This window comes from Antrihabitans stalagmiti, from assembly GCF_016482825.1.
Taxonomy (GTDB): Bacteria; Actinomycetota; Actinomycetes; order Mycobacteriales; family Mycobacteriaceae; genus Antrihabitans; species Antrihabitans stalagmiti.
The window spans coordinates 339972-361475 of the sequence record NZ_JAEMNV010000003.1 but is presented as its reverse complement, the minus strand read 5'-3'; the positions used below and the strand labels follow the sequence as shown (position 1 = coordinate 361475).

Annotated in this window: 18 protein-coding genes and 1 pseudogene; 8 read left to right on the top strand and 11 right to left on the bottom strand. The window is 64.0% G+C overall.

Features of this window, described 5'->3' with window-relative positions; all coding sequences use genetic code 11:
• Nucleotides 1–5: 5 nt before the first annotated feature.
• The 5 genes from JGU71_RS10295 to JGU71_RS10275 all read right to left on the bottom strand — a co-directional run bounded on the left by JGU71_RS10295 (nt 6) and on the right by JGU71_RS10275 (nt 5821).
• Nucleotides 6–872 (bottom strand): patatin-like phospholipase family protein, encoded by an 867-nt coding sequence (locus JGU71_RS10295; protein ID WP_199703994.1) that lies wholly within the window; start codon nt 870–872, stop codon nt 6–8.
• Nucleotides 869–2722, bottom strand: a complete 1854-nt coding sequence (locus JGU71_RS10290) for a phosphoenolpyruvate carboxykinase (GTP) (protein WP_199703993.1) — start codon at nt 2720–2722, stop codon at nt 869–871. The genes JGU71_RS10295 and JGU71_RS10290 overlap by 4 nt, the downstream gene beginning before the upstream one ends.
• A 251-nt stretch (nt 2723–2973) precedes the next feature.
• Complete coding sequence (locus JGU71_RS10285; protein ID WP_199703992.1) at nt 2974–3279, bottom strand: DUF6802 family protein; 306 nt, start codon at nt 3277–3279, stop codon at nt 2974–2976.
• Nucleotides 3280–3300: 21 nt separating this feature from the next.
• Nucleotides 3301–4767 (bottom strand): hypothetical protein, encoded by a 1467-nt coding sequence (locus JGU71_RS10280; RefSeq protein WP_199703991.1) that lies wholly within the window; start codon nt 4765–4767, stop codon nt 3301–3303.
• On the bottom strand, nt 4760–5821 hold the full coding sequence (locus JGU71_RS10275) for a hypothetical protein (RefSeq protein WP_199703990.1): 1062 nt from the start codon (nt 5819–5821) through the stop codon (nt 4760–4762). The genes JGU71_RS10280 and JGU71_RS10275 overlap by 8 nt, the downstream gene beginning before the upstream one ends.
• 56 nt (nt 5822–5877) lie before the next feature.
• Here JGU71_RS10275 and JGU71_RS10270 point away from each other — a divergent pair, with 56 nt between their 5' ends.
• Genes JGU71_RS10270 through JGU71_RS10255 form a run of 4 tightly spaced genes read left to right on the top strand, consistent with a single transcriptional unit; the run spans nt 5878 to nt 10235 of the window.
• The gene (locus JGU71_RS10270) at nt 5878–6126 is read left to right on the top strand and encodes a hypothetical protein (RefSeq protein WP_199703989.1); all 249 of its coding nucleotides are present in this window, start codon (nt 5878–5880) and stop codon (nt 6124–6126) included.
• Between the two features lie 46 nt (nt 6127–6172).
• A complete protein-coding gene (gene trmB, locus JGU71_RS10265; protein WP_199703988.1) occupies nt 6173–6898 on the top strand; it encodes a tRNA (guanosine(46)-N7)-methyltransferase TrmB in 726 nt (241 codons plus the stop codon).
• Nucleotides 6895–7626, top strand: a complete 732-nt coding sequence (locus JGU71_RS10260) for an NYN domain-containing protein (protein ID WP_199703987.1) — start codon at nt 6895–6897, stop codon at nt 7624–7626. The genes trmB and JGU71_RS10260 overlap by 4 nt, the downstream gene beginning before the upstream one ends.
• A complete protein-coding gene (locus JGU71_RS10255; protein WP_199703986.1) occupies nt 7626–10235 on the top strand; it encodes an MMPL family transporter in 2610 nt (869 codons plus the stop codon). Before JGU71_RS10260 ends, JGU71_RS10255 begins: the two co-directional genes overlap by 1 nt.
• Here JGU71_RS10255 and JGU71_RS10250 read toward each other — a convergent pair.
• From JGU71_RS10250 to JGU71_RS10230, 5 genes are all read right to left on the bottom strand, one after another.
• Nucleotides 10201–12147, bottom strand: coding sequence for a DUF2339 domain-containing protein (locus JGU71_RS10250; RefSeq protein WP_199703985.1), 1947 nt, complete (start codon nt 12145–12147; stop codon nt 10201–10203). The genes JGU71_RS10255 and JGU71_RS10250 overlap by 35 nt on opposite strands.
• Before the next feature lie 86 nt (nt 12148–12233).
• The gene (locus JGU71_RS10245) at nt 12234–12881 is read right to left on the bottom strand and encodes a DUF1707 SHOCT-like domain-containing protein (RefSeq protein ID WP_199703984.1); all 648 of its coding nucleotides are present in this window, start codon (nt 12879–12881) and stop codon (nt 12234–12236) included.
• Nucleotides 12882–12897: 16 nt separating this feature from the next.
• Complete coding sequence (locus JGU71_RS10240; protein WP_233529098.1) at nt 12898–13530, bottom strand: response regulator; 633 nt, start codon at nt 13528–13530, stop codon at nt 12898–12900.
• 44 nt (nt 13531–13574) lie between these two features.
• On the bottom strand, nt 13575–14807 hold the full coding sequence (gene macS / locus JGU71_RS10235) for a MacS family sensor histidine kinase (RefSeq protein WP_199703982.1): 1233 nt from the start codon (nt 14805–14807) through the stop codon (nt 13575–13577).
• Nucleotides 14791–15981: an AI-2E family transporter gene (locus JGU71_RS10230; protein WP_199703981.1), complete on the bottom strand. Its 1191-nt coding sequence runs from the start codon at nt 15979–15981 to the stop codon at nt 14791–14793. Before JGU71_RS10230 ends, macS begins: the two co-directional genes overlap by 17 nt.
• Nucleotides 15982–16081: 100 nt before the next feature.
• On the opposite strand from JGU71_RS10230, the gene JGU71_RS10225 reads away from it, so the two are divergent.
• From JGU71_RS10225 to JGU71_RS10210, 4 genes and pseudogenes are all read left to right on the top strand, one after another.
• Nucleotides 16082–17560 (top strand): adenylate/guanylate cyclase domain-containing protein, encoded by a 1479-nt coding sequence (locus JGU71_RS10225; protein WP_233529097.1) that lies wholly within the window; start codon nt 16082–16084, stop codon nt 17558–17560.
• Between the two features lie 31 nt (nt 17561–17591).
• Nucleotides 17592–18668 (top strand): lysylphosphatidylglycerol synthase transmembrane domain-containing protein, encoded by a 1077-nt coding sequence (locus JGU71_RS10220; RefSeq protein WP_199703980.1) that lies wholly within the window; start codon nt 17592–17594, stop codon nt 18666–18668.
• Between the two features lie 97 nt (nt 18669–18765).
• The gene (locus JGU71_RS10215; RefSeq protein WP_199703979.1) at nt 18766–19311 is read left to right on the top strand and encodes a YceI family protein; all 546 of its coding nucleotides are present in this window, start codon (nt 18766–18768) and stop codon (nt 19309–19311) included.
• An 83-nt stretch (nt 19312–19394) separates the two neighbouring features.
• Nucleotides 19395–19763, top strand: a pseudogene (locus JGU71_RS10210) (DUF3054 domain-containing protein); the annotation flags it as partial.
• Between the two features lie 28 nt (nt 19764–19791).
• On the opposite strand, the gene JGU71_RS10205 reads toward JGU71_RS10210, so the two are convergent.
• Nucleotides 19792–21459, bottom strand: a complete 1668-nt coding sequence (locus JGU71_RS10205; protein WP_233529009.1) for an NTF2-like N-terminal transpeptidase domain-containing protein — start codon at nt 21457–21459, stop codon at nt 19792–19794.
• Nucleotides 21460–21504 lie beyond the last annotated feature (45 nt).

Below are 21504 nucleotides of genomic sequence, written 5' to 3'. Positions count from 1 at the left end.
CCGAATCAGGCAACGCCGACCACACGACCCAAGCGCTCCGCCGCAGCCTTACCGTCGACGATTCCCGCTTCGAACGCCGGGATTCGTTGCGAATCGTCGAACGCGCTGAGCGGACTGATGGGGGTCTGCGGTCGCAACACCTCGGTGTCGATGCCACGTTCGATCAACTCGGCGACCTCACGATCGGTCGACCTGTTGAAGGCAACGCCCATCGGATCGCTGCCACCGAGCGGCGACACGACAACGACGGCGTCCAAGCCTGCGTCGAGCAGAAGATCCGCGCTCGTCGGTGACCAGAGACCACCGTCGACGTACTTGGTTCCGTCGATCTCGACGGCCGGGAACACACCGGGAACCGCGCACGAGGACGCGACGACGGAGGGAAGCGGCGCAGAGTCCGCCGCGGACCACAACTTGCGTCGGCCGGTCTCGACATCGACGGACACGATTCGAAGCGACGGTGCCCAGGTGCGCTCGCCGAGTTCTTCGGTGAACGCCTCGACCCACGCTGCTTCGGTCATCGTCCGCGAGCCGAGTGACAGCTGCGCGATCGCGCTCGTCGAGGATTCGTCGAACTCTTTCACCGACATCCACCGGATGAACACCTGCGCGTTGACGCCACCGTCGCCGTCGTTCTTCGACTTGCCGTTGAGCTCGAGCGGTGACCGCTCCGGGTCGGCGACGAGTCCCGCCAATTCCGATGGTGCGATCCCGCCGAGCACGAGTGATCCGACGATCGACCCTGCCGAGGTGCCGACAACGACGTCAGCAGAGGTCAGATCGACACCGGAGTCGGCAAGGCCGACGATGACGCCGGCCTCCCACGCCAATCCGGTGACCCCGCCACCGGCGAGTACGAGACCCCAGCTCACGCGGGCTCGCCGCTGAGGCGCTCCTTCAGCGACTCGAACTCGTCGCGAATACCGGATGGCAGTTTGTCACCGATGAACTCGAACCATTCTTCGATGAGCGGAATTTCCTTCTTCCACTCTTCGACGTCGACCTTCAGTGCTTCGTCGACGTCGTTGGCATCGACATCGAGGCCGGCGAGGTCCATCTGCGCAGCGGTCGGAACGTTGCCGATCGGTGTGGCGACGGCATCTGCCCGACCCTCGATGCGGTCGACGATCCACTCCAGCACGCGGGAGTTCTCGCCGAATCCTGGCCACAGGAAGCGACCGTCTGCACCGCGGCGGAACCAGTTGACGTAGAAGATCTTCGGCAACTTCTGGGCATCGGCGTTCTTACCGATGTTGATCCAGTGACCGAGGTAGTCGCCGACGTTGTAGCCGATGAACGGAATCATCGCCATCGGGTCGCGGCGGACCGTACCGACCTTGCCTTCTGCGGCGGCGGTCTGCTCGGACGACAACGTCGCGCCCATGAACACACCGTGCTGCCAGTCGAACGACTCGGTCACCAGCGGGACCGTCGTCTTGCGGCGTCCACCGAACAGAATTGCCGAGATCGGCACACCCTTCGGGTCGTCCCATTCGGGAGCCAAGGTCGGGCACTGCGACATCGGGGTGCAGTAGCGCGAGTTCGGGTGCGCTGCCTTCTCTTCCGACTCGCGATCCCAGTCGTGGCCCTTCCAGTCGATCAGGTGATCGGGGTCGCCTTCGAGGCCTTCCCACCAGACGTCGCCGTCGTCGGTGAGAGCAACGTTGGTGTAGACGGTGTTGCCACCTTCGACGGTCTTCATCGCATTCGGATTCGACGACCAGTTGGTGCCGGGGGCAACGCCGAAGAAACCGAACTCGGGGTTGACGGCGTAGAGCTGGCCGTCGTCACCGAACCGCATCCACGCGATGTCGTCGCCGAGGGTCTCCGCACGCCAGCCGGGAACGGTCGGCTGGATCATCGCGAGGTTGGTCTTGCCACACGCACTCGGGAACGCGGCCGCGACGTAGAACGACTTGTTCTCGGGCGAGATCAGCTTGAGGATCAGCATGTGCTCGGCGAGCCAGCCCTCGTCGTGTGCCATAGCCGACGCGATCCGCAGCGAGTAGCACTTCTTGCCGAGCAACGCGTTGCCGCCGTAGCCCGAGCCGAAGCTCCAGATTTCGCGGTCTTCCGGGAAGTGAGTGATGTATTTCGTCGAGTTGCATGGCCACGGCACATCTGCCTGACCGTCTTCGAGAGGTGCGCCGACCGAGTGCAATGCCTTGACGAACGGCTTGTCCGTGCCGAGCTTTTCGAGTGCAGCAGCACCCATGCGGGTCATGACCTTCATCGAGACGACCACGTACTCGGAGTCGGTGATCTCGACACCGAGCTTCGGATCCTCCGCGCCGAGCGGGCCCATGCAGAACGGGACGACCCACATCGTGCGACCGCGCATCGAACCGCGGTACAGCTCCGACATGGTCGCGCGCATCTCGGTGGGATCGATCCAGTTGTTCGTCGGGCCTGCGCCCTCGGGAGTGCGCGAACAGATGTAGGTGCGCGACTCGACACGAGCGACGTCCGTCGGATCCGACAACGCGAGGAACGAGTTCGGCTTCTTGTCAGGATTGAGCTGCTTGAAGGTGCCTGCCTCGACGAGCTGGGCCGTCAGCCGGTCCCATTCTTCTTCGGAACCATCTGCGAATACGACGCGTGCGGGTTGGGTGAGCTCGGCGATCTCCTGGACCCACGCCAGCAGCTCTTTGTGCTGAGTAGGAGGCTGGGCTGAAGCTCCGCCCGTTGGGCCGTCGACACCTGGAATGGTCGCTGAGGTCATCAAACTCTCCCTGAGGTGGGGCCGGAACCGGAGCTTCGGCGCTGGCTGGCACCGCATCCCCAGTTTCCCCCTGTCGGCGGGGGGCTACCCGTTTCGTCCGCTCTTACAAACTTCGTGAAGCGGTCCTGCACGGGGGCCGGGGTTCCTAGCCCTAGAGGTTAACGTGTGCTACGCCAACCACAGAATCGGGTCGTGTCCGATTCTCGACCTTTTGTTTCAACGCCACGCCGACCGGTTTGCACCGGCGAAAATTATTCGCCCAGTTTACCGTTATCAGTGCGTTTCCAATGCGTCTCACCGTCTTCAGAGTGGTGAAACTCCCACGCAGCGAAGTCCCCGTCGGTGTCGACGATGGTGAGGTGATCGGCGAATCCGTCGAGATCGGTATCGGTCGCTACAACGAAGGCATCGTCGGTGCGAAACGTCTCCGTATCGAGGGTGCCGTCGGCGTCGATGTCGTGGCCCGGGGTGTCGAGTTCGACTGCGCCCAGGTTCTCCAGCGGGGTCGACGCATCCGTCAGCTCCGGAATGCCCGGAAACTCGTTCGACGCGATCATCAGTGTGCTCCCAAAGTCGGCTCACACTGTTCGACGCACGCCGACCCGTCGCGGTTCCATCGGACTGGACAGCACGTCGAGATCCCGCTCACACGAGGCGAGTTGTGCCGTCGTTCGTGCGTTGAGCTGCCGTATTTCGGCGTCGATCCGCGCAACCTCCTGGTCGATGAGGATCTGCCGCGCCGAACTGTCCCGCACCACACGATCGGCGAGGTCGGCTTCCGCGCCGACGACTGCACCGACGACCCGTTGTTCGAGTGCAGATTTGAGCGTGACAAGCACGTCGGCGGTCCACTGCCGCAGATGCGCACGATCGGCAACCAGGCTGCGTGACCTCGTGAGCCACCAGGCGGCGAACCCGCCGAGCAGCAGCGTGATCGGAATACTCGCAATATCGAGAGCAGGGACGATCGACAGCGGCGCGACGGCCAACCTGCCTATCCCGAATCCAGCCGATGCGCCGATCAGGACCATCATTCTGTCTTCGATCCCGTGCCGACGAGGCTCGGGTCCGGCACCGAGGTCGGGCGCGGGTGGCAATCGCAGCCCGTAGCCCGATGCGTCTCCCGATACGTCTGTCGGTTCGAGTCTGCTCAGTACTGCGCTCTGCACAGCGCCGACTCTGGCCACCACGGACTCGTCGGTCTGCGCAACAACCGCGGAGACGATCCCGTCCAGTCGCCCGGGAAATTCCGTCACCCCGCCGCGGTCCGCGCGCTCGATCTCGGTTCGCGCGCCGACGTTGACCGACCGCACCCGATTGCCGACCTCGTGCAGCAGTTCGTGCCGCGCCAACTGGATCTGGCTGCGCAGTATCGCCATCGACTCGACACGACCACCGTCACGACGTGCGACGAGGGCGGTTCGCTCGTTCCGCAGCACCGCCGACTCCGTTGATGCGCGCAGTTCGGCAACCTTCGTGGCGATACGACGTCTGGCCTCGACGACAACGGCAGCACTCGCGTGCCGTAGTTGCATCGCACGCGCCGACGCGGGATCGGCTCGGAGCACGTCGCCGATCTCGCGCACGAGATCGTTCGGCGCCGATCCGCCACCGACCGGCCAGATTCGGGCATCGCCGAAGCGTGCGGTGTGTGCCCCCAGGATTTCGATGTTGCGATCACGAACGATCCGCCAGTCCGCGTGTGCGTCGATTCCGGTCAACGCGAACACGACCGGCTGCCCGGCGGCACTCGACCGTGTGACGAGTTCGAGTTCGGTCCGGCCGATCGGCGCGGCAGCGTCGAAGCGAACGACGAGCACCGACGCCGCCTCGGGCGAATCGACGAACCGTAATCCGGGGTCTGCCTTGGCGAGTTCGTCGTGCAACACACCGTCGACGTCTCCGACGATTGCGACGCGACCGTCTGTTCCGGAGGTATGTCTGATCGCGACGAGCTGATCGACGCCTGTGGGGTGCCAGCGTTGCAACACTGCTTCGACGGCAGGGGGAACGAGTTCGTCGAGGTTCGAACTTCGATCAGCCATCGCGCACCGCTCTCGCCCACGACCGCACGTAACCGTGGTGGATCCGCAAGGCTGCGCGCTTGCCTGCCCCGGTCGGATCGCTGCGCGTGTCGCCGGCGTCGGCGAAGCCACGCCACCACCGGGCAAGCTGCAAGGCCTGCTCATCGTCGACGGGATCGACGAGTTCGTGCTCACCGACAACAGCCGCGATATCCGGCGAGGCCCACGCTCCGACGAGCCCGATCTGCGCGGCACCGTCGGATCGCAGAAAGTGCTCGATCTCGTCGCGAGCCGCACCCTCGAGCGCACGAGTCGCGAGCCGTTCGAGGTCGTCGATCAGCCTCACCCCACGTAGCGCCTGCGCTTGTCGACGTTGCCGCTCGAATGCCGTCTGCAGACCGCTCGCACCACTCGCAGCGGCGAGGATCTGCGTCAGCGTTCGCGCGCTCGTTTGCGGGTTCCGACGCAGTACATCGATCGCGATGCCGACTCCGAACGACCCCCAGCGCTCGACCAGCGTCGGATCGTTGTCTGCGCAGTTTCTGAACAGAGCGAGTTCGGCTGGTGTGACGGCACTGCTCGCAGCGGTCGCCGCGGTGTTTGCGACGAGCGGAAGTGTTCGCATGCCGAGCGAATCGGTGCATTCGTTCGCACGTGCCAACACCGTTGCCAAGGACGCGCCGACCGCATCTGCTTTGTTCAAGACGACGAGGCCGTGGCCGGTCGGAATCGATCGGACGGCGGCACGATCGGCGGGATGCAACGAGGCAGCAAGGACGTAGAGGACCAGATCGCCGTCCAGCGTCGGGTCGGGTGTCGCGGGGCTGTCGACCGGGTCCGTGTCGGCGGGGTCGAACCCGAACGGCTCTGCCCGTCCGGCGAGCAGAGCTCGGATCACGCTCGATCGTCCCGTGCCTGCACGACCGGCAACCTGCACTGTCAGCGGTCGTTGATACCGCGCGACCGACTCGGAGAGTTGATCCGCGACCGAGGCGTCGACGCGGCGGACCCGCTCGACGAGCCGATCGAGCGCGTCGTTCGACGGCCCGTGGTCGGACAATCTGTAGCCAGACAAAACGTTCCCCCCAAAGCACCCGCGTTCTGCGAAATCTTCCCAGAAGTCGAGGAAATGTGTGCATTCGCGAGCTCTACCTGGACGGCAACAGCATTGCTGGGAGGAACATCACAGCAACGACGACGGCTGGATCGGCCGTCGGTCTCGTCCCGGACGCTGCTTTGTGCAGCGTTTCGGACACTGTGACGGCTGCAGTACGGGTAAGCGTGACAACGCAGGTCACAACGTTTCCGCTGGCTGTTGCGGCCTCCGACCACGCCGCTTTTGCCCAGCGTGAGATGGGTGGAGATGTCGTTGTGATCTGAAACGTCCCAATAACAACTTCAGACCCTTGTGTCACAGCAGCGGTTTATGCGTGACAATGGTCGAGTGAACGACGCCGAACAGATCGCGACGCGGGGCTCACGGCTGCACCCTCGAGTGACCAGTTTTCGGTCGCGCCGTGGCGCGCTGACCGAGACTCAGCAACAGAGTTGGAACCGAATGTGGCCGCAGATCGGCCGCGATGTCGGTGACGAACCTGTCGACGTCGCTGCCTGGTTCGGTCGCGAAGCACCGCTGATCATCGAAATCGGATCGGGCACAGGCACCGCGACGGCGGCAATGGCGAGGGCAGAACCCCACGTCAACCTCATTGCCATCGAGGTCTATCGGCCCGGGCTCGCGCAACTCGTCCAGCAGGTCGAGCGCGAGGACATCCCCAACATCCGTTTGCTCCGCGGCGACGCCGTCGACGTTCTCGAAAATATGCTCGCCCCCGATTCGCTGACCGGCGTTCGCGTCTTCTTTCCCGATCCCTGGCCGAAGGCCCGTCATCACAAACGACGACTGCTTCAACCGCCGACCGTCGCACTGATCGCGAACAGGCTGCAGGCGGGCGGAGTGCTCCATGTCGCAACCGACCATGCGGAATACGCCGAATACATCGCCTCGGTAGGCAATGCTGATCCCCATCTCAGCGCACTCGATTGGGATTCACCCATGACGCACGAGCGCCCTGTGACGAAGTTCGAAAGCAAAGCTCATCGCGTTGGAAGCTCCATCACCGAGCTGATATGGGGGAAGATCAGGTCATGAGCATCAGCGAAGCGCCGCCGGACCCCGTCCTTGGAGTCGCAGATGTCCTGGGTGCAGAGGGTGGCCTGCCGGGCGAACTGCCCCGGACCAACCGCACGGTCCGACGCGTTCTGCTCGTTTGGGACGCTCCCAACCTCGACATGGGCCTCGGCGCGATCCTCGGTGGCCGACCCACCGCCGCATACCGACCCAGGTTCGACGCCCTCGGTCGCTGGCTGCTCGGCAGGACAGCAGATCTTTCCAACGGTAAGAGCGCATCGCTCGAACCGGAAGCAACAGTCTTCACCAACATCGCCACCGGCAGTGCCGACGTCGTCCGGCCATGGGTCGAGGCGTTGCGCAACGTCGGTTTCGCTGTCTTCGCAAAACCCAAGATCGACGAAGATTCCGATGTCGACTCCGACATGCTCGCCCACATCGAACTACGCGCCCGCGACAACGGTCTCGCCGGAATCATGGTCGCCTCTGCCGACGGCCAGGCTTTTCGCGAGCCGCTCGAAGCAATCGCCGCGACCGGCGTTCCCGTGCAGGTGCTCGGATTCCGTGAGCATGCCAGCTGGGCTGTCGCATCCGACATCCTCGACTTCATCGATCTCGAAGACATCCCAGGCGTATTCCGCGAGCCGCTTCCACGCGTAAGCCTCGATTCGCTACCCGACGAGGGCGCGTGGCTGCAGCCGTTCCGGCCGCTGTCCGCTCTGTTGGCGTCACGTTCAGGAGTTTCATAGTGTTCGCCGGTTGGGGCCGCTTGGTCTACAAGCTTCGGTACACCGTCATCGGTCTGATGGTCGCGGGCCTGCTAGGGCTCGGCGCCTACGGCCTCGGTCTCGAAGATCACCTGAGTCAGAGCGGTTTCGACGATCCCGGGTCGGATTCTGTTGCGGCAGCCCAACTTCTGGACAAGACCTACGGACGTGATCACAATTCCGACGTCCTCGCGCTCTACACTGCCCCGCCTGGCAAGACGATCGACGATCCGCAGTTCGCACAGGCCATCCAAAACAATCTGAACAGCCTGGTCAAAGACCATCCCGACCAGATCCTCAAGGTCAACATCTCGTACTACCCGGTCGAAGGTGCGATCAACAACCAGGCGGCGGCCGACAAAGAGAAGCAGCATGCGGTCGCCAGCATCGGCATCGTCGGCGATACCGACACCGAACTGACGCAGAACTTCCAGAAGGTCAAGAGCAACTTCTACATCGACGGCGTCGACGTCCAACTCGCCGGTTTGCAGCCGGTCTTCGGAACGATCAACGACACGATGCAGAACGACATCCACCGCATGGAACTGCTCGCAATTCCTGTTGTCGGTGTCCTGCTCTTCTTCATCTTCGGCGGCGTTATCGCGGCAGCGCTGCCGTTGATCGTCGGCGGCCTCACCGTTGTCGGTGCGTGGGGCGTCGTCCGCGTCATCACGATGTTCACCGAGGTCAACGCCTTTGTCTCGCCCGTCGTCTCGCTCATCGGACTAGGTCTGGCGATCGACTACGGACTGTTCATAGTCAGCCGCTTTCGCGAGGAACTAGCCGAGGGTTACAGCACCGAGGACGCCGTCCGACGGTCGGTGATGACGGCAGGGCGAACAGTTGTGTTCTCCGCGACGATGATCGTCGCCAGCCTTGCGGGTCTGCTGCTGTTCCCGCAGGGCTTCCTGAAGTCCGTCGCCTACGGTGCCATCGCCACCGTCAGCTTGGCTGCGCTTGCCGCAATCACGGTCCTACCCGGCATCCTCGGCATCCTCGGGCCCCGAGTAGACGCGTTCGGCCTCAAGCGTTTCCGCAAAACGAAGACGGCCGAAGAGGTCGAGGCGAGTTTCTGGGGACGCCTCACCCGGTTCGTGATGAAGCACCCGCTGAAGGTCGCGATCCCGATCGTCATCGGCCTGCTGCTGCTGATCATCCCGGTGAATGCCATCAAGTTCGGCGGCATCAGCGAAAAGTATCTGCCACCGGACAACGCGACACGCGTCGCGCAGCAGGAGTTCGACTCACTGTTCCCCAACCTGCGTACCGAGCCGATCAAACTGGTCATCACCGGCGCGAACAGCACTCAGGTTTCGGACATTCTCAAAGAGGCCAGCAATGCGCCGGGGTTGGTGCAGAAGTTCACGCTCAATCCGCTGTCGCCGACCAAGGACAACGTCTTCAGGTCCGAAGCCGGGCTCAAGGATCGCAACGTCGCAACGCCTGCGATCGACTATCTCCGGAGCATGGACGTTCCCGACGGCGTGAAGGTCGGTGTGACCGGCACCCCGGCGATCGAGGCGGACAGTGTCACCGCGCTGCTCGATCGAATGCCACTGATGATCATCCTTGTCGTTTTGTCGACGACCCTGTTGATGTTCTTGACGTTCGGATCGTTGGTGTTGCCGATCAAGGCCGCGTTGATGAGCGCGCTCGGTCTCGGGTCGACACTCGGCATTCTGACCTGGATCTTCGTCGACGGTCATGGCTCAGGAATCTTGAACTTCACGCCGGGGCCGGTGAGTTCGCCAGTCCTTGTGCTGATCATCGCCGTCATTTACGGCCTGTCGACGGACTACGAAGTGTTCCTGCTCTCGCGGATGGTCGAAGCGCGCGCGATGGGAGCGAGTACAACCGAGGCGGTCCGCATCGGTACCGCGCACACGGGCCGAATCATCACGGCCGCCGCGTTGATCCTGATCGTCGTCACCGGCGCGTTCGGCTTCTCCGATCTGGTGATGATGCAGTACATCGCCTACGGCATGATCGCGGCGCTGATCATCGACGCCACCCTGATCCGGATGTTCCTTGTCCCAGCGACCATGAAGCTGCTCGGTGACGACTGCTGGTGGGCTCCTGCATGGATGAAACGCATTCAGGAGAAGCTCGGCCTCGGCGAACCGCTGCTGCACGAGCAGAACATTCCCCACGATGTACCCGACGTCGGTCCCGCTGCGGTCCCACATCCTGTCGGGCGCGCGACGCATCATCATCAAGCTGCGGCTCCGGAGCCGCTTACCGAACCGCTTCCGCGGATCTCGGCGACGCCGCCGGTCCGTGCGGTGCGGCCACAGCCCCGCGTGCAGAAGCCGACACCACCACCCCCGGACCGCAATTCGAGCGGAATCGAGAGTTGGCTCGCCGACCTGCGTGGTTCCACACCGCGTCCGACGCAATCGGGGTCGGCTGGACCGACGTCGGATCGGCCACAGCGACCGCCCGCGACCATGGGCGACAACGGCGCTAGCACCCCGCCTGCGACGGATCCTCCGAGCGACGACCTCGACGACGACACTGGTCGGCACCGTCGCAGTGCCGACCATCCAGCCGTCAGCGTCAGCGAGCTGCTGGAGCGGGAGAACCGTCACTAGCCTGTTGCTCGGCCAGTTCGGCAGCGCTTTCACGCTCCGCGAAGGCCCGTGCGTACTTGGTGCCTGCGACCAGCAGTAGCAGCCCGACCGCAATGAAGGCCGAGACTCGGAACAGGCCGTCGAGGGTTGCCAGGTCGAAGAGGAACAGCTTCGCAATCGCGGCAGCGCACAGCGCAAGCCCGCACAGCAGCGTGAGGTGTGCGTTGCTGCGAACCCGCAGTCCGCGCATCAGGACGAGTGTTGCGACGATCATCCACGTGATCGTTGCGACGCAGTGTCCGCCGATGAACCCGTCCCTGCCTGCTATCGCGACGCCGGCTGCGACGGTTGCTGTGGTCATCGCATAGAGACCGGCGAGCCCGGCCAGGAACGTCAGCGGCTCGACAGTGGACTTCGCCACGATGCCGGAACGTTGTCCAACCCACACCAGCAAGACCAGCACTGCAATGGCGGCGGCGCCCGCGAGGACAACCGAGCTGCCCAGATTTTCGACCGCACGGCTCGCCGACGCGACGCTGTCGGGTGAGGCCTGTGCGAGGTAGGCGAACCCGGCGACGACGGTGAAGCCGAAGCCGATCCCGTAGGCGACCTTCGACCGCAGCCGATCCGATGCTGCGATGAATCCGGCGGCAACGACAAGGAGTGCGATCGCGAGCGTGTTGCGATCGGTTGCAGCGAACGTGGTCTGCAGCAGGGCAAGTACGGCGACCGTGACAGCAGCAATCCTGGTGTGCGCGGCGAACATCGGCAGCGCAGCGATGAGCAGCAGCACAGCGGCGAACGGCGCTTCGATCGCGACAACGATGGGACGCTCGAACAGCGCGCTCGTGAACAGCAGCGGCAGTGCGGCTGTTGCGAACATCGCGCTACCGAGCACGTCGACGCGACGGCGACCGTAGGGGACGACTGCTGCGATGCCGACCAGTGCGACGACGATGCTAGACGCGAGCAGCCAGTACTCGTTGCTCGAATCGGAGTCGACGACGCTCAGCGCGATGGCGAGCAGCAGGGCGAGTACCACCGGGATGGTGCGTGCTGCTTCGAGATAGGGCCACGGACGAACCAATTGCACTGGGTAGCAAGCGATCTGGATGACGACGAGGAAGCCGATGAGCACAAGTGTGATCCCGTCGGTGACGATCGGCGCAAGCACGGCAACGCCGACGACGACGAGCAGCGCCAACGACTGCGACTGCCATTTGGCCGCAAGCGCAACACCGAAGGCCCCGACCCCGAGCGCGACGAGCAGCCCGAGCGGCGGAACGAGCCAACCGTAGATCGAGGTCACCGCCATCACGTCGAGGTACGCACCTGCGATACCCGTTGCGGCCAAGGCGATTCCGCCGACCCGGCCGCCGGTTCGCCCGAAGACACGCGCGCCGATTCCGACCAGCACGATGGACAGCGCCGCTCCCGCTGTGACACGAGCGACCGGTCCGAAGAAGCCCGCCTGCGCGGCGATCACAAGCAACATGACCACACCGATCAGCGTGACGCCTGCACCCGCGACGGCGAGCAACTTGCTGATCACGCCGTCGCGCTGCCACCACGGCGTACGCGGCGGGAGCTGTGGACGGGGCCTTGCCTGCTGCGGCGCGGGTGACCAATACTGTGGCGGCGGCTGTGGCGGGCGGTACTGCGGCGGTGGTTGCGGCGGCCGGTATTGCGGTTGCACGGGCTGAGGCGCTACTTGCGGTGCGGGCTGCGGCGGTGCGGGCTGCGGCGGTGCGTGCTGCGGCGGTGCGGGCTGCGGCGGCGCGGGCTGCGGCGGCGCTACTGCCGCGTCCAACTGCGTCCGCAGTATCGCGAGATTTCGGCCGACGTGGCCGAGTTGCGCGCCGAGGGATGCGAAATCGTCGGAGAGCCGCGTGACTAGTTGCGGATCGACGAAAGGCGACCGAGGTGATGTCATGACACAAGACTCGTCCATCGACCGCTCTAGCAGATGAGTATCCCTACTCAGCCCGGGTAGGGAATTGGACCCTGATCTGCGGGTAATCAGTCCATCTGACCGAGCAGGCGTCGCCAGCCGGTGCCGAAGGGATGCTTGGCGGTCACCGAGCCGAAGCGCATTCGGCCCCGGACGACGAGGTGCAGCGCGCCGACCGGCGGACCGGTTCGCACCTTGTTGTTCGCGCTCGCGCCGACGAGGTCGAGCCCGTTCATGTCCACCGTCGCGTTGGGCGGAACGATCAGGGAGACGCTACTGGCGAAATCGTCGACGACGACCTCGACGACCTGCGTCGAGACGACTGCTTCGGTGAAGTCGAGGGTCACGCTCGACATCTTGGTGCTGACGAACAGGGTCGCCGGCACGTGCCACGGTCCTTTGCGCGAAAGTCCCGACATTCTGCCGCGGACGACGTCGCGTTCACCAGGTGCGACCGTGGGGTGCTGCTGCTGCGGACCCGAGGTCGGTTGCGGAGCCGTGTACCCACGGTTGGCTGTCTCTGCACCGACCAGGCGCACTCCAGGCAGATCGACCAGCACTATGTTGAGCTCGGCGCGCGTTTTCGCCGCAAGCGCGGTGTCCATTCGTTCGGTGAATTCGCCGAGCGAAAGCATGCCCTGCCCCACCGCGCTCTGCAGTATCCGCCCGACGTGTTCGCGTTCGGCGTCCGATACCCGCAAGTCTCTTGCGTCCATAAATCCAGAATAGGTGTTATTCGAGACCTTGCTCGATTGCGTAGCGCGTCAGCTCGACTCGGTTGGCGAGCTGCAGCTTGCGTAACGTCGCCTGTACGTGGTTTTCGACGGTGCGGTGACTCAACGTCAACCTCGTCGCAATCTGCTTCGCACTCAGGCCTTTTGCGACCATCCGGAGCACCTCCGTCTCCCGTTCGGTCAGCGCGGGAACCTCGGGTGCGCGCTCGTCGGCCGGTGCCGTCGCCATCCGTCGATACTCCCCGAGCACCAGACCTGCCAGCCCTGGAGTGAACACCGGTTGACCTGCCGCGGTTGCGCGAACGGCGTCGATCAGCTCCGTGGCCGACGCACTCTTCACGAGATAGCCCGATGCGCCGGCTTTGATCGCATCGAGCACGTCCTCCCGCTCGGCGGACGCAGACAGCACAAGGACCCGACTGTTCGGCGACACGTCGAGCACCTTCGCGGTTGCCTCCGCACCGTTGCCGTCGATGAGCTGCATATCCATAAGCACGACGTCGGGTTGCACGGCAGCCGCTCGGCGGCTTGCTGTGCCGACGCCGTCTGCTGTCGCGACCACCGTGAAACCCGCGGCCTCCAGGTCACGGGACACTCCGTCGCGCCACATCGGATGATCGTCGACAACCATCACAGACACCTGATCCGCTTCGGTCACGTGTGTCTCCCCTTCCGCTAACGATGTTTGCCGATGTCCGTTGTATCGCGGGGCACCGTGAATTCCCATTCTGTCCCGCCGCCGGGCTCGGTCACCAGTGTGGCGGTGCCACCGAGCGCTTCGACGCGTCCGCAGATCGATTTCGAAACACCGAGCCGCCCTTCGGCTTCGGCCTCCGCCAGCCGACCGGCAGCGATACCACTGCCGTCGTCGCGAACGCTGAGGATGATCTCGGTGCCCATATCCTCCAGCAACACATACGCTTTCGCGCCCGCGCCGGCATGGAGTTCGGTGTTGGACAGTGCCGTCGCCACGGCGGCGGCGAGTTCCGTGCCGATGAACCGTCCGACCAACACCGGATCGGCAGGAGTGGACACCGCAACGAGAGGCCGCGCTTGCGATCGCAACAGCGGGCACAGATCGATGGCGCCGCCGCCTGCATCGGACTCCGCACCGGCGCCCTGCTCCGAGATCAACATCCTGAGGGCGACTTCCTGTTCACCGGCCTTGGCAGCGAGTTCGACTGCCGGACCGCCTATTTCAGCGCCCCGCCGCTGCACGTAGGCGAGCACCTGCAGCACCCCGTCGTGTACTTCACGAGCAAGTCGCTCGCGTTCCTCGGTTGCTGCGGCGAGCCGGACAGCGCGCTCGAGCTGCCCGTGTGCGCGGGTCGCCGCACTCGACGCCAGCCCGATCGCCAGCCCTGTCGAGACCAGCATCGGTACCGTCGCGTCGCCGCCAAGATCGAGTGTGATGCGTTCCTGCACATAGAGACTTACCAAGGCGATGCCAAGTCCCGATACGACGCCGATCCACGGTCCGCAGAGAATGGCAGCCGACAGCACGGCGTTGGCAGCCCACAGCGTCGTCGGCAAAGTCTGCTTGGTTGTGTACCAGTCGTGATCGGCGACAAGCTTGGTCGCGAGCATCAGCCCCGCGACGACCAACTGGTCTGCGGCCACGATCCACCAGCGGGGTAGCGAATTGACAGTCAGTGCCAACGCCGACATCCCGGTCCACACAGCCATCAACGCGAAGAAGAACCAGGCGAGACGCTGATTCGTGTAGTTGTCGATAACGGTGAACTGGTAGGACGCCGCGTAGACCAAAGTGATCAGCCGGAACGCTTGTGACGCTCGCCAGAGCGGCGCAACGGGATCCGCCTCGACGCCCGTAACGGCGCGCAGGTTCAGCCTGCGGCGCTCACGCCCGCGGTGCAGCCTGCGCTCACCTCTACCCTGCTGGTTCATCGGGTTTATCGGGTTTATCAGGCTCGTCGGGTGTCGCAGCGAACGATGGACCGGTCACCATGTCGGCAGTCTGCTCCTCGAAAACCTCGTCGGGCTCGTCGACGAGCAGCGACCTGATGGCGGTGTTCAAGAAGGCGACGAGCGGAACGGCGAACAACGCGCCTGCGATGCCCGCAACGACGAGGCCCGCGGTGATCGCAAGAACAACGGCCAGCGGATGCACCCGTACTGCCCGACCTAACAGAAGCGGCTGCAGCACATGGCCTTCCAACTGCATCACCGCGACGATGATGCCGAACGTGATCAGAGCGGTGAGTAGACCCTTGGTCACGAGCGCGATGAAGACGGCGACGAAACCGGCGACGAAGGCGCCGATGATCGGAACGAAGGCGCCGATGAACACAAGTGACGCCAACGGCAGCGCAAGGGGCACACCGAGTATTGCCAGTCCCGCGCCGATACCGATCGCATCGACCGCAGCCACAGCGACCGTCGCGCGTACGAAGCCGACGAGGGAACCGAAGCCCTGCCGACCGGCGACCCGCACCCGGCGACGCGAGTCGGTCGGCACGATTCGCGTTAGGAAGTCCCAGATCTGTTCGCCGCCGTAGAGGAAGAAGATCAGGATGAACAATGCGAGCAACGAACCCGTCAGGATTTCACCGATGACGGCCGCGGTCGTCAGTGCGCCGCTCGTGAGCGAATCCTGATTCGATTCCAGCGCTTGGCGCAGTGAATCGCCGCCGCTGCGGATCTGGTCTTCACTGAAGTGCAGGGGACCATCGGTGAGCCAATTCTGGACCTGCTCGATGCTCGTCGAGAATTGGCTGACCAACTGGGGCAGACCTTCGATGAACTGCTCGACCACGAAGGTCAGAATGCCTGCGAGCACACTGATCGAGCCGACGATGGCGACGACGACGGCCGCGGACCTCGGAACCCCTTGTCGTTGCATCCAATTGACCATCGGTGCGAGCATCGCGGCCCCGAGAAGCGCGATCGCAAGTGGAATCATCACCGTCGCGAGCTCTTGGACGATGTAGCCGATCGCAAGGAGTCCCGCGAACAGAACGAGCAGCCGCCACGTCCATTCGGCGCCTACCCGAACCAGCGGATGCACCGAATCCGCATGCGATTTCGGAGCCGGTTCTGACGCGGGTACCTGGGCATTCATTGCGCCGAGCCTATCGGGAAAGACCATCACCGGGCGGTACGCACACCGGGAACGCTAAATTGGTTCCGTGTCAGCGCCACTCGAAGCGGTCAAACAGACGATGCATACTCGCTGGCCGCTCTATGTCGTCTCGATGGCCTTGGCAAACGGCTTCGGAGTACTGCTGGTCTACGCCTTCATTCAGCACGGCCTCCCTGTTCCCCAATCGTCGGCGGTGATCTCGGATCGCAGGCGTAGCGCGACCATCATCGCCGCCCTGCTCGGTGTCGGCGCGCTCGTGAGTTTGGGGTCGTCGGCGTTTATGCTCAGCCCGGTCGTGCGATGGCAGTTGCGGGGTGGTCCGCCGAGTCGGCGCGAACAAATGGCCGCGCTGCACGCACCGCTTCGGCAGGCGATAGTGCATTTGATCCTGTGGATCTTCGGCGGCACCGCATTCGCGATCCTCGCGATTCCGAGTGCGCCTGAGTTGTCGGCAGCCGTGATCATGACCTACATCATGGGTGCGGTCATCGTGTTCGGCTTCTCCTACATGCTCGGCGAGCGCATCCTGCGCCCGGTTGCGGCAAAAGCGTTGAGCGAAGGCAGTTTCGACCGCACTCTCACTCCCGGCATCGGTACCCGGATGGCGATGACCTGGGGGCTCGGCACACTCGCGCCCTCGATCGCGATCGTGTTGCTGTGCGTCACGCAGATTTCGACGGACCTCGAATACTCGTCGAACTCGCTCGCTGTCGCCGTGCTGCTGCTGACCATCGTGGTGATCGTGCAGGCGTTCGCGCTGTCGATGCTGACCAGCGGCAGCATTTCCGATCCCATCCGCCAACTCACCAGGGCCATCGACAAGGTGCAGGAGGGCGAGCCGGACGTTTCGGTCGAGGTGTTCGACGGTAGCGAGATCGGCCGGCTGCAGGTCGGGTTCAACAGGATGATGGAGGAAGCGTCCGAGCGCAGGGTCCTGCAGGAGTTGTTCGGCCAGCATGTCGGCGAGGACGTAGCGCGGCGTGCGCTGCAGTTCGGTACCGAACTCGGTGGTGAGACCCGTTTCGTCGCTGTGCTTTTCGTCGACATGGTCGGGTCGACGGCGACGGCGGCGGAGCGACCCCCCACCGAGGTCGTCAGCTTGCTCAACGAGTTCTTCCGGATCGTCGTCGAGGTGGTCGACCGGCATCACGGCTTCGTCAACAAGTTCATGGGTGATGCCGCGCTTGCGATTTTCGGTGCGCCACTCGATCGTCCGGACGCGCCGACCGCTGCTCTTGCGGCCGCCCGAGATATGCGGATAGAGCTCAGCAAAGTCGTCGGACTCGACATCGGTATCGGCGTCTCCGCCGGACTTGCCGTCGCCGGAAACATCGGCGCCGCAAATCGGTTCGAGTACACGGTGATCGGCGATCCGGTCAACGAGGCGTCGCGATTGACAGAGCTGGCGAAGCTCCAACCGGCGCGTGTTCTTGCGTCGAGCAGCGCACTGTACTTCGCGGACGAGGACGAGCAGAGCAACTGGGAACTCGGCGAAGAAGTGCAATTGCGTGGTCGTCGCAGGAGGACACACTTGGCGTCTCCTGTACTTCGCAGCTAGATCGAAGTACCTCGTTCGCTACTCTAAAGGTGTGGCACAGCCCGGACCTGACGCGCCTGATGCCGAGCCCGCGCCGAAGCGGGGCAGATTTCGGTGGGTCAAGTGGGTTGCCGGAATCGCATTGCTTGCTTTGTTGACCGGCGAAGCCATCTATTTGTGGCCACGGTTGCACGAATCGTGGAAGAGCCTGAGTGAGATCCATTGGGGCTGGTTGAGCGCGTGTATCGCGGCGCAGGCGGTGTCGCTGAGCGGCTTCGGTGCATTGCAACGCCAACTGCTGCAGGCCGGTGGCGTTCGGGTCAGTCAACGTAAATCGGTTGCCGTCATCTATGCAAGCACCGCGATGTCGGTGACGCTGCCCGCAGGTCAGGTCTTCTCGACGGCGTTCACCTATCGCGAGACCCGTCGGTGGGGTGCAAGTCCGATCGTCGCGTCCTGGCAACTCGCGATATCCGGCGTCATCGCGGCCTCCGGTCTCGCGCTCATCGGTCTTGCCGGCGCGATCGCGGTCGGTGGCTCGGTGAGTCCGTTCACGCTGATCATTTCGATCGGCGGCATGGTTGCGCTGATCTATGCGGGTCAGTACGCCTCGACGCATCCGGACAGTCTCGAGCGCGCGGTCGGCTGGGTGGTCGGTAAGTACAACCGGATTCGCAAGCAACGGTTGGACGTCGGGATGGACCGCGTTCGCGAAGTGATCGATCAAATCGAGTCGGTCAAGCTCGGCGTCCGTGACGGGGGGCTCTCGATCGTCTGGGCGGTCCTGCACCGTGGTGGCGACGTCGCCTGTCTGGCGTTCGCCTGTTATGCCATCGGCGCGGATCCGACGCTCGCCGGTTTGCTCATCACGTTCGCGATCGGCAAGGCGGTCGGGACTGTGCCGTTCGCGCCGGGTGGCCTCGTCTACGTGGACGCGACCTTGATCGCGACGCTGACCTCGGCTGCTGCTCTGCCTGCCTCTCAGGCCGTCGCAGCCGCCTTCGTCTATCGCGGGGTCAGCTTCATTCTGGTCGCGCTTGTCGGCTGGATCGTTTTCCTCTTCCTGTTCCGGCGGCATCAGCACGAAGATGTCGACTTCGCAGCAGAGTTGGAACGTCCGATCCGCTGAGTTTGCGATCTTCCGAGTCAAGACCCATGGAATAAAGCGGACCGTAGTCCGATTGAGGTATAGTATTAGTTGAAACCTCAACCACACAGGAGCTCACATGACCACCGCAACGACCACCAAGCTCACCGCAGGCACCTGGAACATCGATGCCAGCCATTCGACTCTCGGTTTCTCGGTTCGCCACCTGATGGTGAGCAAGGTCCGCGGCCGTTTCACCGACTTCTCCGGCAAGCTCGTCATCAACGAAGACGGCACAGCCTCCGCCGAGGCCGAGATCAAGGTCGCCAGCGTCACCACCGACAACGAGCAGCGTGACGGCCACCTCCGTACCGCCGACTTCTTCCACGCCGAAGAGTTCCCGACCGCGACGTTCAAGTCGACCGGTTTCCGCGTCAACGGTGACGACTTCGTAGTCGATGGCGACTTCACGATCCACGGCGTCACCAAGCCGGTCTCCCTCGAGGTCGAGTTCAACGGCGTCAACGAGGGCATGGGCAACGGCCCGGTCGCAGGCTTCGAGGCCAAGACCACCATCAATCGCCGTGACTTCGGCATCACCATCGACATGCCGCTCGCCAACGGTGGCGCGGTTGTCGGCGACAAGATCAACCTCGTCCTCGAAATCGAGGTTGCAAAGGCGTAGGGCGCTCCGCGCCTCGTGAGTCTTTTCGGAGGTCGGGACCACCGAAAAGACTCACGAGCGGCTTGCCGCCTACGCTTGTTCGTATGAAGCGGCACGCCCCTGCACTTGCTCTCGACGTTGGACTCGTTGTGGTTTTCTGCGTGATCGGTCGACGCAGCCACGACGAGTCCAACGCCATTTTCGGCCTGTTGGGCACGGTGTGGCCGTTCCTCGCCGGCCTCGGGGTCGGCTGGCTGGCCACGATCGCGCTGTACAGGGAGAAGTTCACCCCCGAACTGGTACTCCCGACCGGCATCCTCGTCTGGGTCACGACCGTCGTGGTCGGCATGGTGTTGCGCGCCGTCAGCGGTCAGGGAACGGCAACCAGTTTCATCATCGTGGCGACGACCGTGCTCGGGGTTTTCCTGATCGGCTGGCGCGCTGTCTACCGCGCGGTCGACTCGCGCCGGACTAGGGCTGCTGCGTCTAGGGCTGCGGCTTCTAAGGCTGAGGCTTCGACAACGCGCGGAACATCCGAGTAGTCATCTTCGCGGCCTGATCGGAGCCGTCCGCATCCTGGATGAACACGGCGAACGCCAGGTCGCCGCGATTTCCGATCAGCCACTGATCGCCACCGTTGGACGCAGGATAGGCAGCCACATCCGGCATCGATCGCAGGCTCTCGAGGTCGGGATTCTTTGCCGCGTCGCGCATCAGTCCACGCAACCGCTCGACCATGTCGGCTCGAAGCGGCTCCTGCTCGGTGTCCGCGGTGCTGGGTTGGCCATAGGCGATCATCGGTGCCGTCGGTGCACCGCGAGCGATCGACGCAGACACGACGGCCATTCCGAACGGACTGACCATGACCGCGTCCGACTTGGGCTTTCGCTCGCGAATACCTTCCATCCCGGACCCGTCGCCCGGCAAACTACCGGTGACTTCGTCCAACCCCGGCACGTCGAAATCGACGCCGATGCCGAGGTCGCTCGCTGCATCGAGGATGTCCGAAGCCGAAACATTGCTCGGCGCTACACCTTTCATCGCAGCGGCGGCGTCGCGGAAAAGTTCGAGGTTCGAGCCTGCCGGAAACAGTCCGGTCAACGAGATCGGTCCGATATCGGTGGCGTAGCTGTTCTGCGCGACCGCGAGAACAGCGCCGGTCGACGGTTGAATCGCGACGATCGTCGCCGGTGTGCCGACGCTGACGACCGCATCTTCGGCAGCGAGCTGCAGCTTCGGATCGAGTGTTGCGGCGACGTCCGGGCCCGGAGGTCCTTGGAAGCCTGCCATCTGGATCGGCTCACCACCGCTGCGTTCGGAGATTCGTACTGCCCAACCCGAGGTCGCGTCGCGATTGGCCTGCCAGACGTTGCGGAGTCCGTCGAGAACGGGCGAGACGACGCGCCGGTCGGTTGCGATCAGTTTCGGCTGCTTTTCCAGGACGACGCCGGGGATCGGACTCAACTCGGGCTCGAGGATCTCGAAGTCCGCGTCACGCAGTGTCACCGCCGTGATCGATTTACCCTGTGCCACAACCAGATCCTGCAACAACGACTGCGACGTGATCAGCGGTGCGACCGGCTCGATCGCCTTCGCGAGTGCGGTCGTCGATGCGACGGGGTCCGGCATGTGCGCGGGATCGAGCCTGATGGCATTGATCGTCTGCTCGTCCATCAACACCGCGCCGGAGGCGTCGACGACGCGGGGCGCCGCCGCGTCCGTGCGGACGAGGTTGACGGCTCGACTGTGGCCGAGTTCGGGCATTACGACGGACGGCTCCCAGGAGATCCGCCAGCCGACGGCAAGTTTGCGGACACTGCCCGAGACGCTGTAGGTCCAATTGCGGTCGCGTCCGAAATCCCAGACGGCGTCGAGGGTGAAGAATCCGGATGCCTCGTCGAGGCCGATGAACTGACTGACCTTGTAGTCGACGCTTTCCGGGTGCAGACCGTCGAATATTTGCTGGATCGATGCCGAGGCTGCGTTCGGGTACGACGTCAGCGACGCCGCACCGCCGACGTCCTGACTGTCGAGGGCCTCCGCAAAGTGCTCGACCAGCCTTTCGGCTTCGCTCGCTTGCCGACCGACCGCACACGACCCCAAGGTCGCTACCAACGTCGCAACCGCCACTGCGGCAGTTGCACCGGTTACGCCCACCCGACGAGACATCTCAAACCCCATGAGTAACAATCTCCACTCTTGTCACATCAGTAA

What these genes read in the sequence shown, in the direction of transcription:
- JGU71_RS10230 (WP_199703981.1), bottom strand. Translation starts at nt 15,981, where the DNA reads ATGAATGCCCAGGTACCCGCGTCAGAACCGGCTCCGAAATCGCATGCG.
- macS (WP_199703982.1), bottom strand. Translation starts at nt 14,807, where the DNA reads ATGAACCAGCAGGGTAGAGGTGAGCGCAGGCTGCACCGCGGGCGTGAG.
- JGU71_RS10240 (WP_233529098.1), bottom strand. Translation starts at nt 13,530, where the DNA reads ATGGTTGTCGACGATCATCCGATGTGGCGCGACGGAGTGTCCCGTGAC.
- JGU71_RS10245 (WP_199703984.1), bottom strand. Translation starts at nt 12,881, where the DNA reads ATGGACGCAAGAGACTTGCGGGTATCGGACGCCGAACGCGAACACGTC.
- JGU71_RS10225 (WP_233529097.1), top strand. Translation starts at nt 16,082, where the DNA reads ATGCATACTCGCTGGCCGCTCTATGTCGTCTCGATGGCCTTGGCAAAC.
- JGU71_RS10290 (WP_199703993.1), bottom strand. Translation starts at nt 2,722, where the DNA reads ATGACCTCAGCGACCATTCCAGGTGTCGACGGCCCAACGGGCGGAGCT.
- JGU71_RS10285 (WP_199703992.1), bottom strand. Translation starts at nt 3,279, where the DNA reads ATGATCGCGTCGAACGAGTTTCCGGGCATTCCGGAGCTGACGGATGCG.
- JGU71_RS10260 (WP_199703987.1), top strand. Translation starts at nt 6,895, where the DNA reads ATGAGCATCAGCGAAGCGCCGCCGGACCCCGTCCTTGGAGTCGCAGAT.
- JGU71_RS10205 (WP_233529009.1), bottom strand. Translation starts at nt 21,459, where the DNA reads ATGTCTCGTCGGGTGGGCGTAACCGGTGCAACTGCCGCAGTGGCGGTT.
- trmB (WP_199703988.1), top strand. Translation starts at nt 6,173, where the DNA reads ATGCGTGACAATGGTCGAGTGAACGACGCCGAACAGATCGCGACGCGG.
- JGU71_RS10250 (WP_199703985.1), bottom strand. Translation starts at nt 12,147, where the DNA reads ATGACATCACCTCGGTCGCCTTTCGTCGATCCGCAACTAGTCACGCGG.
- JGU71_RS10280 (WP_199703991.1), bottom strand. Translation starts at nt 4,767, where the DNA reads ATGGCTGATCGAAGTTCGAACCTCGACGAACTCGTTCCCCCTGCCGTC.
- JGU71_RS10215 (WP_199703979.1), top strand. Translation starts at nt 18,766, where the DNA reads ATGACCACCGCAACGACCACCAAGCTCACCGCAGGCACCTGGAACATC.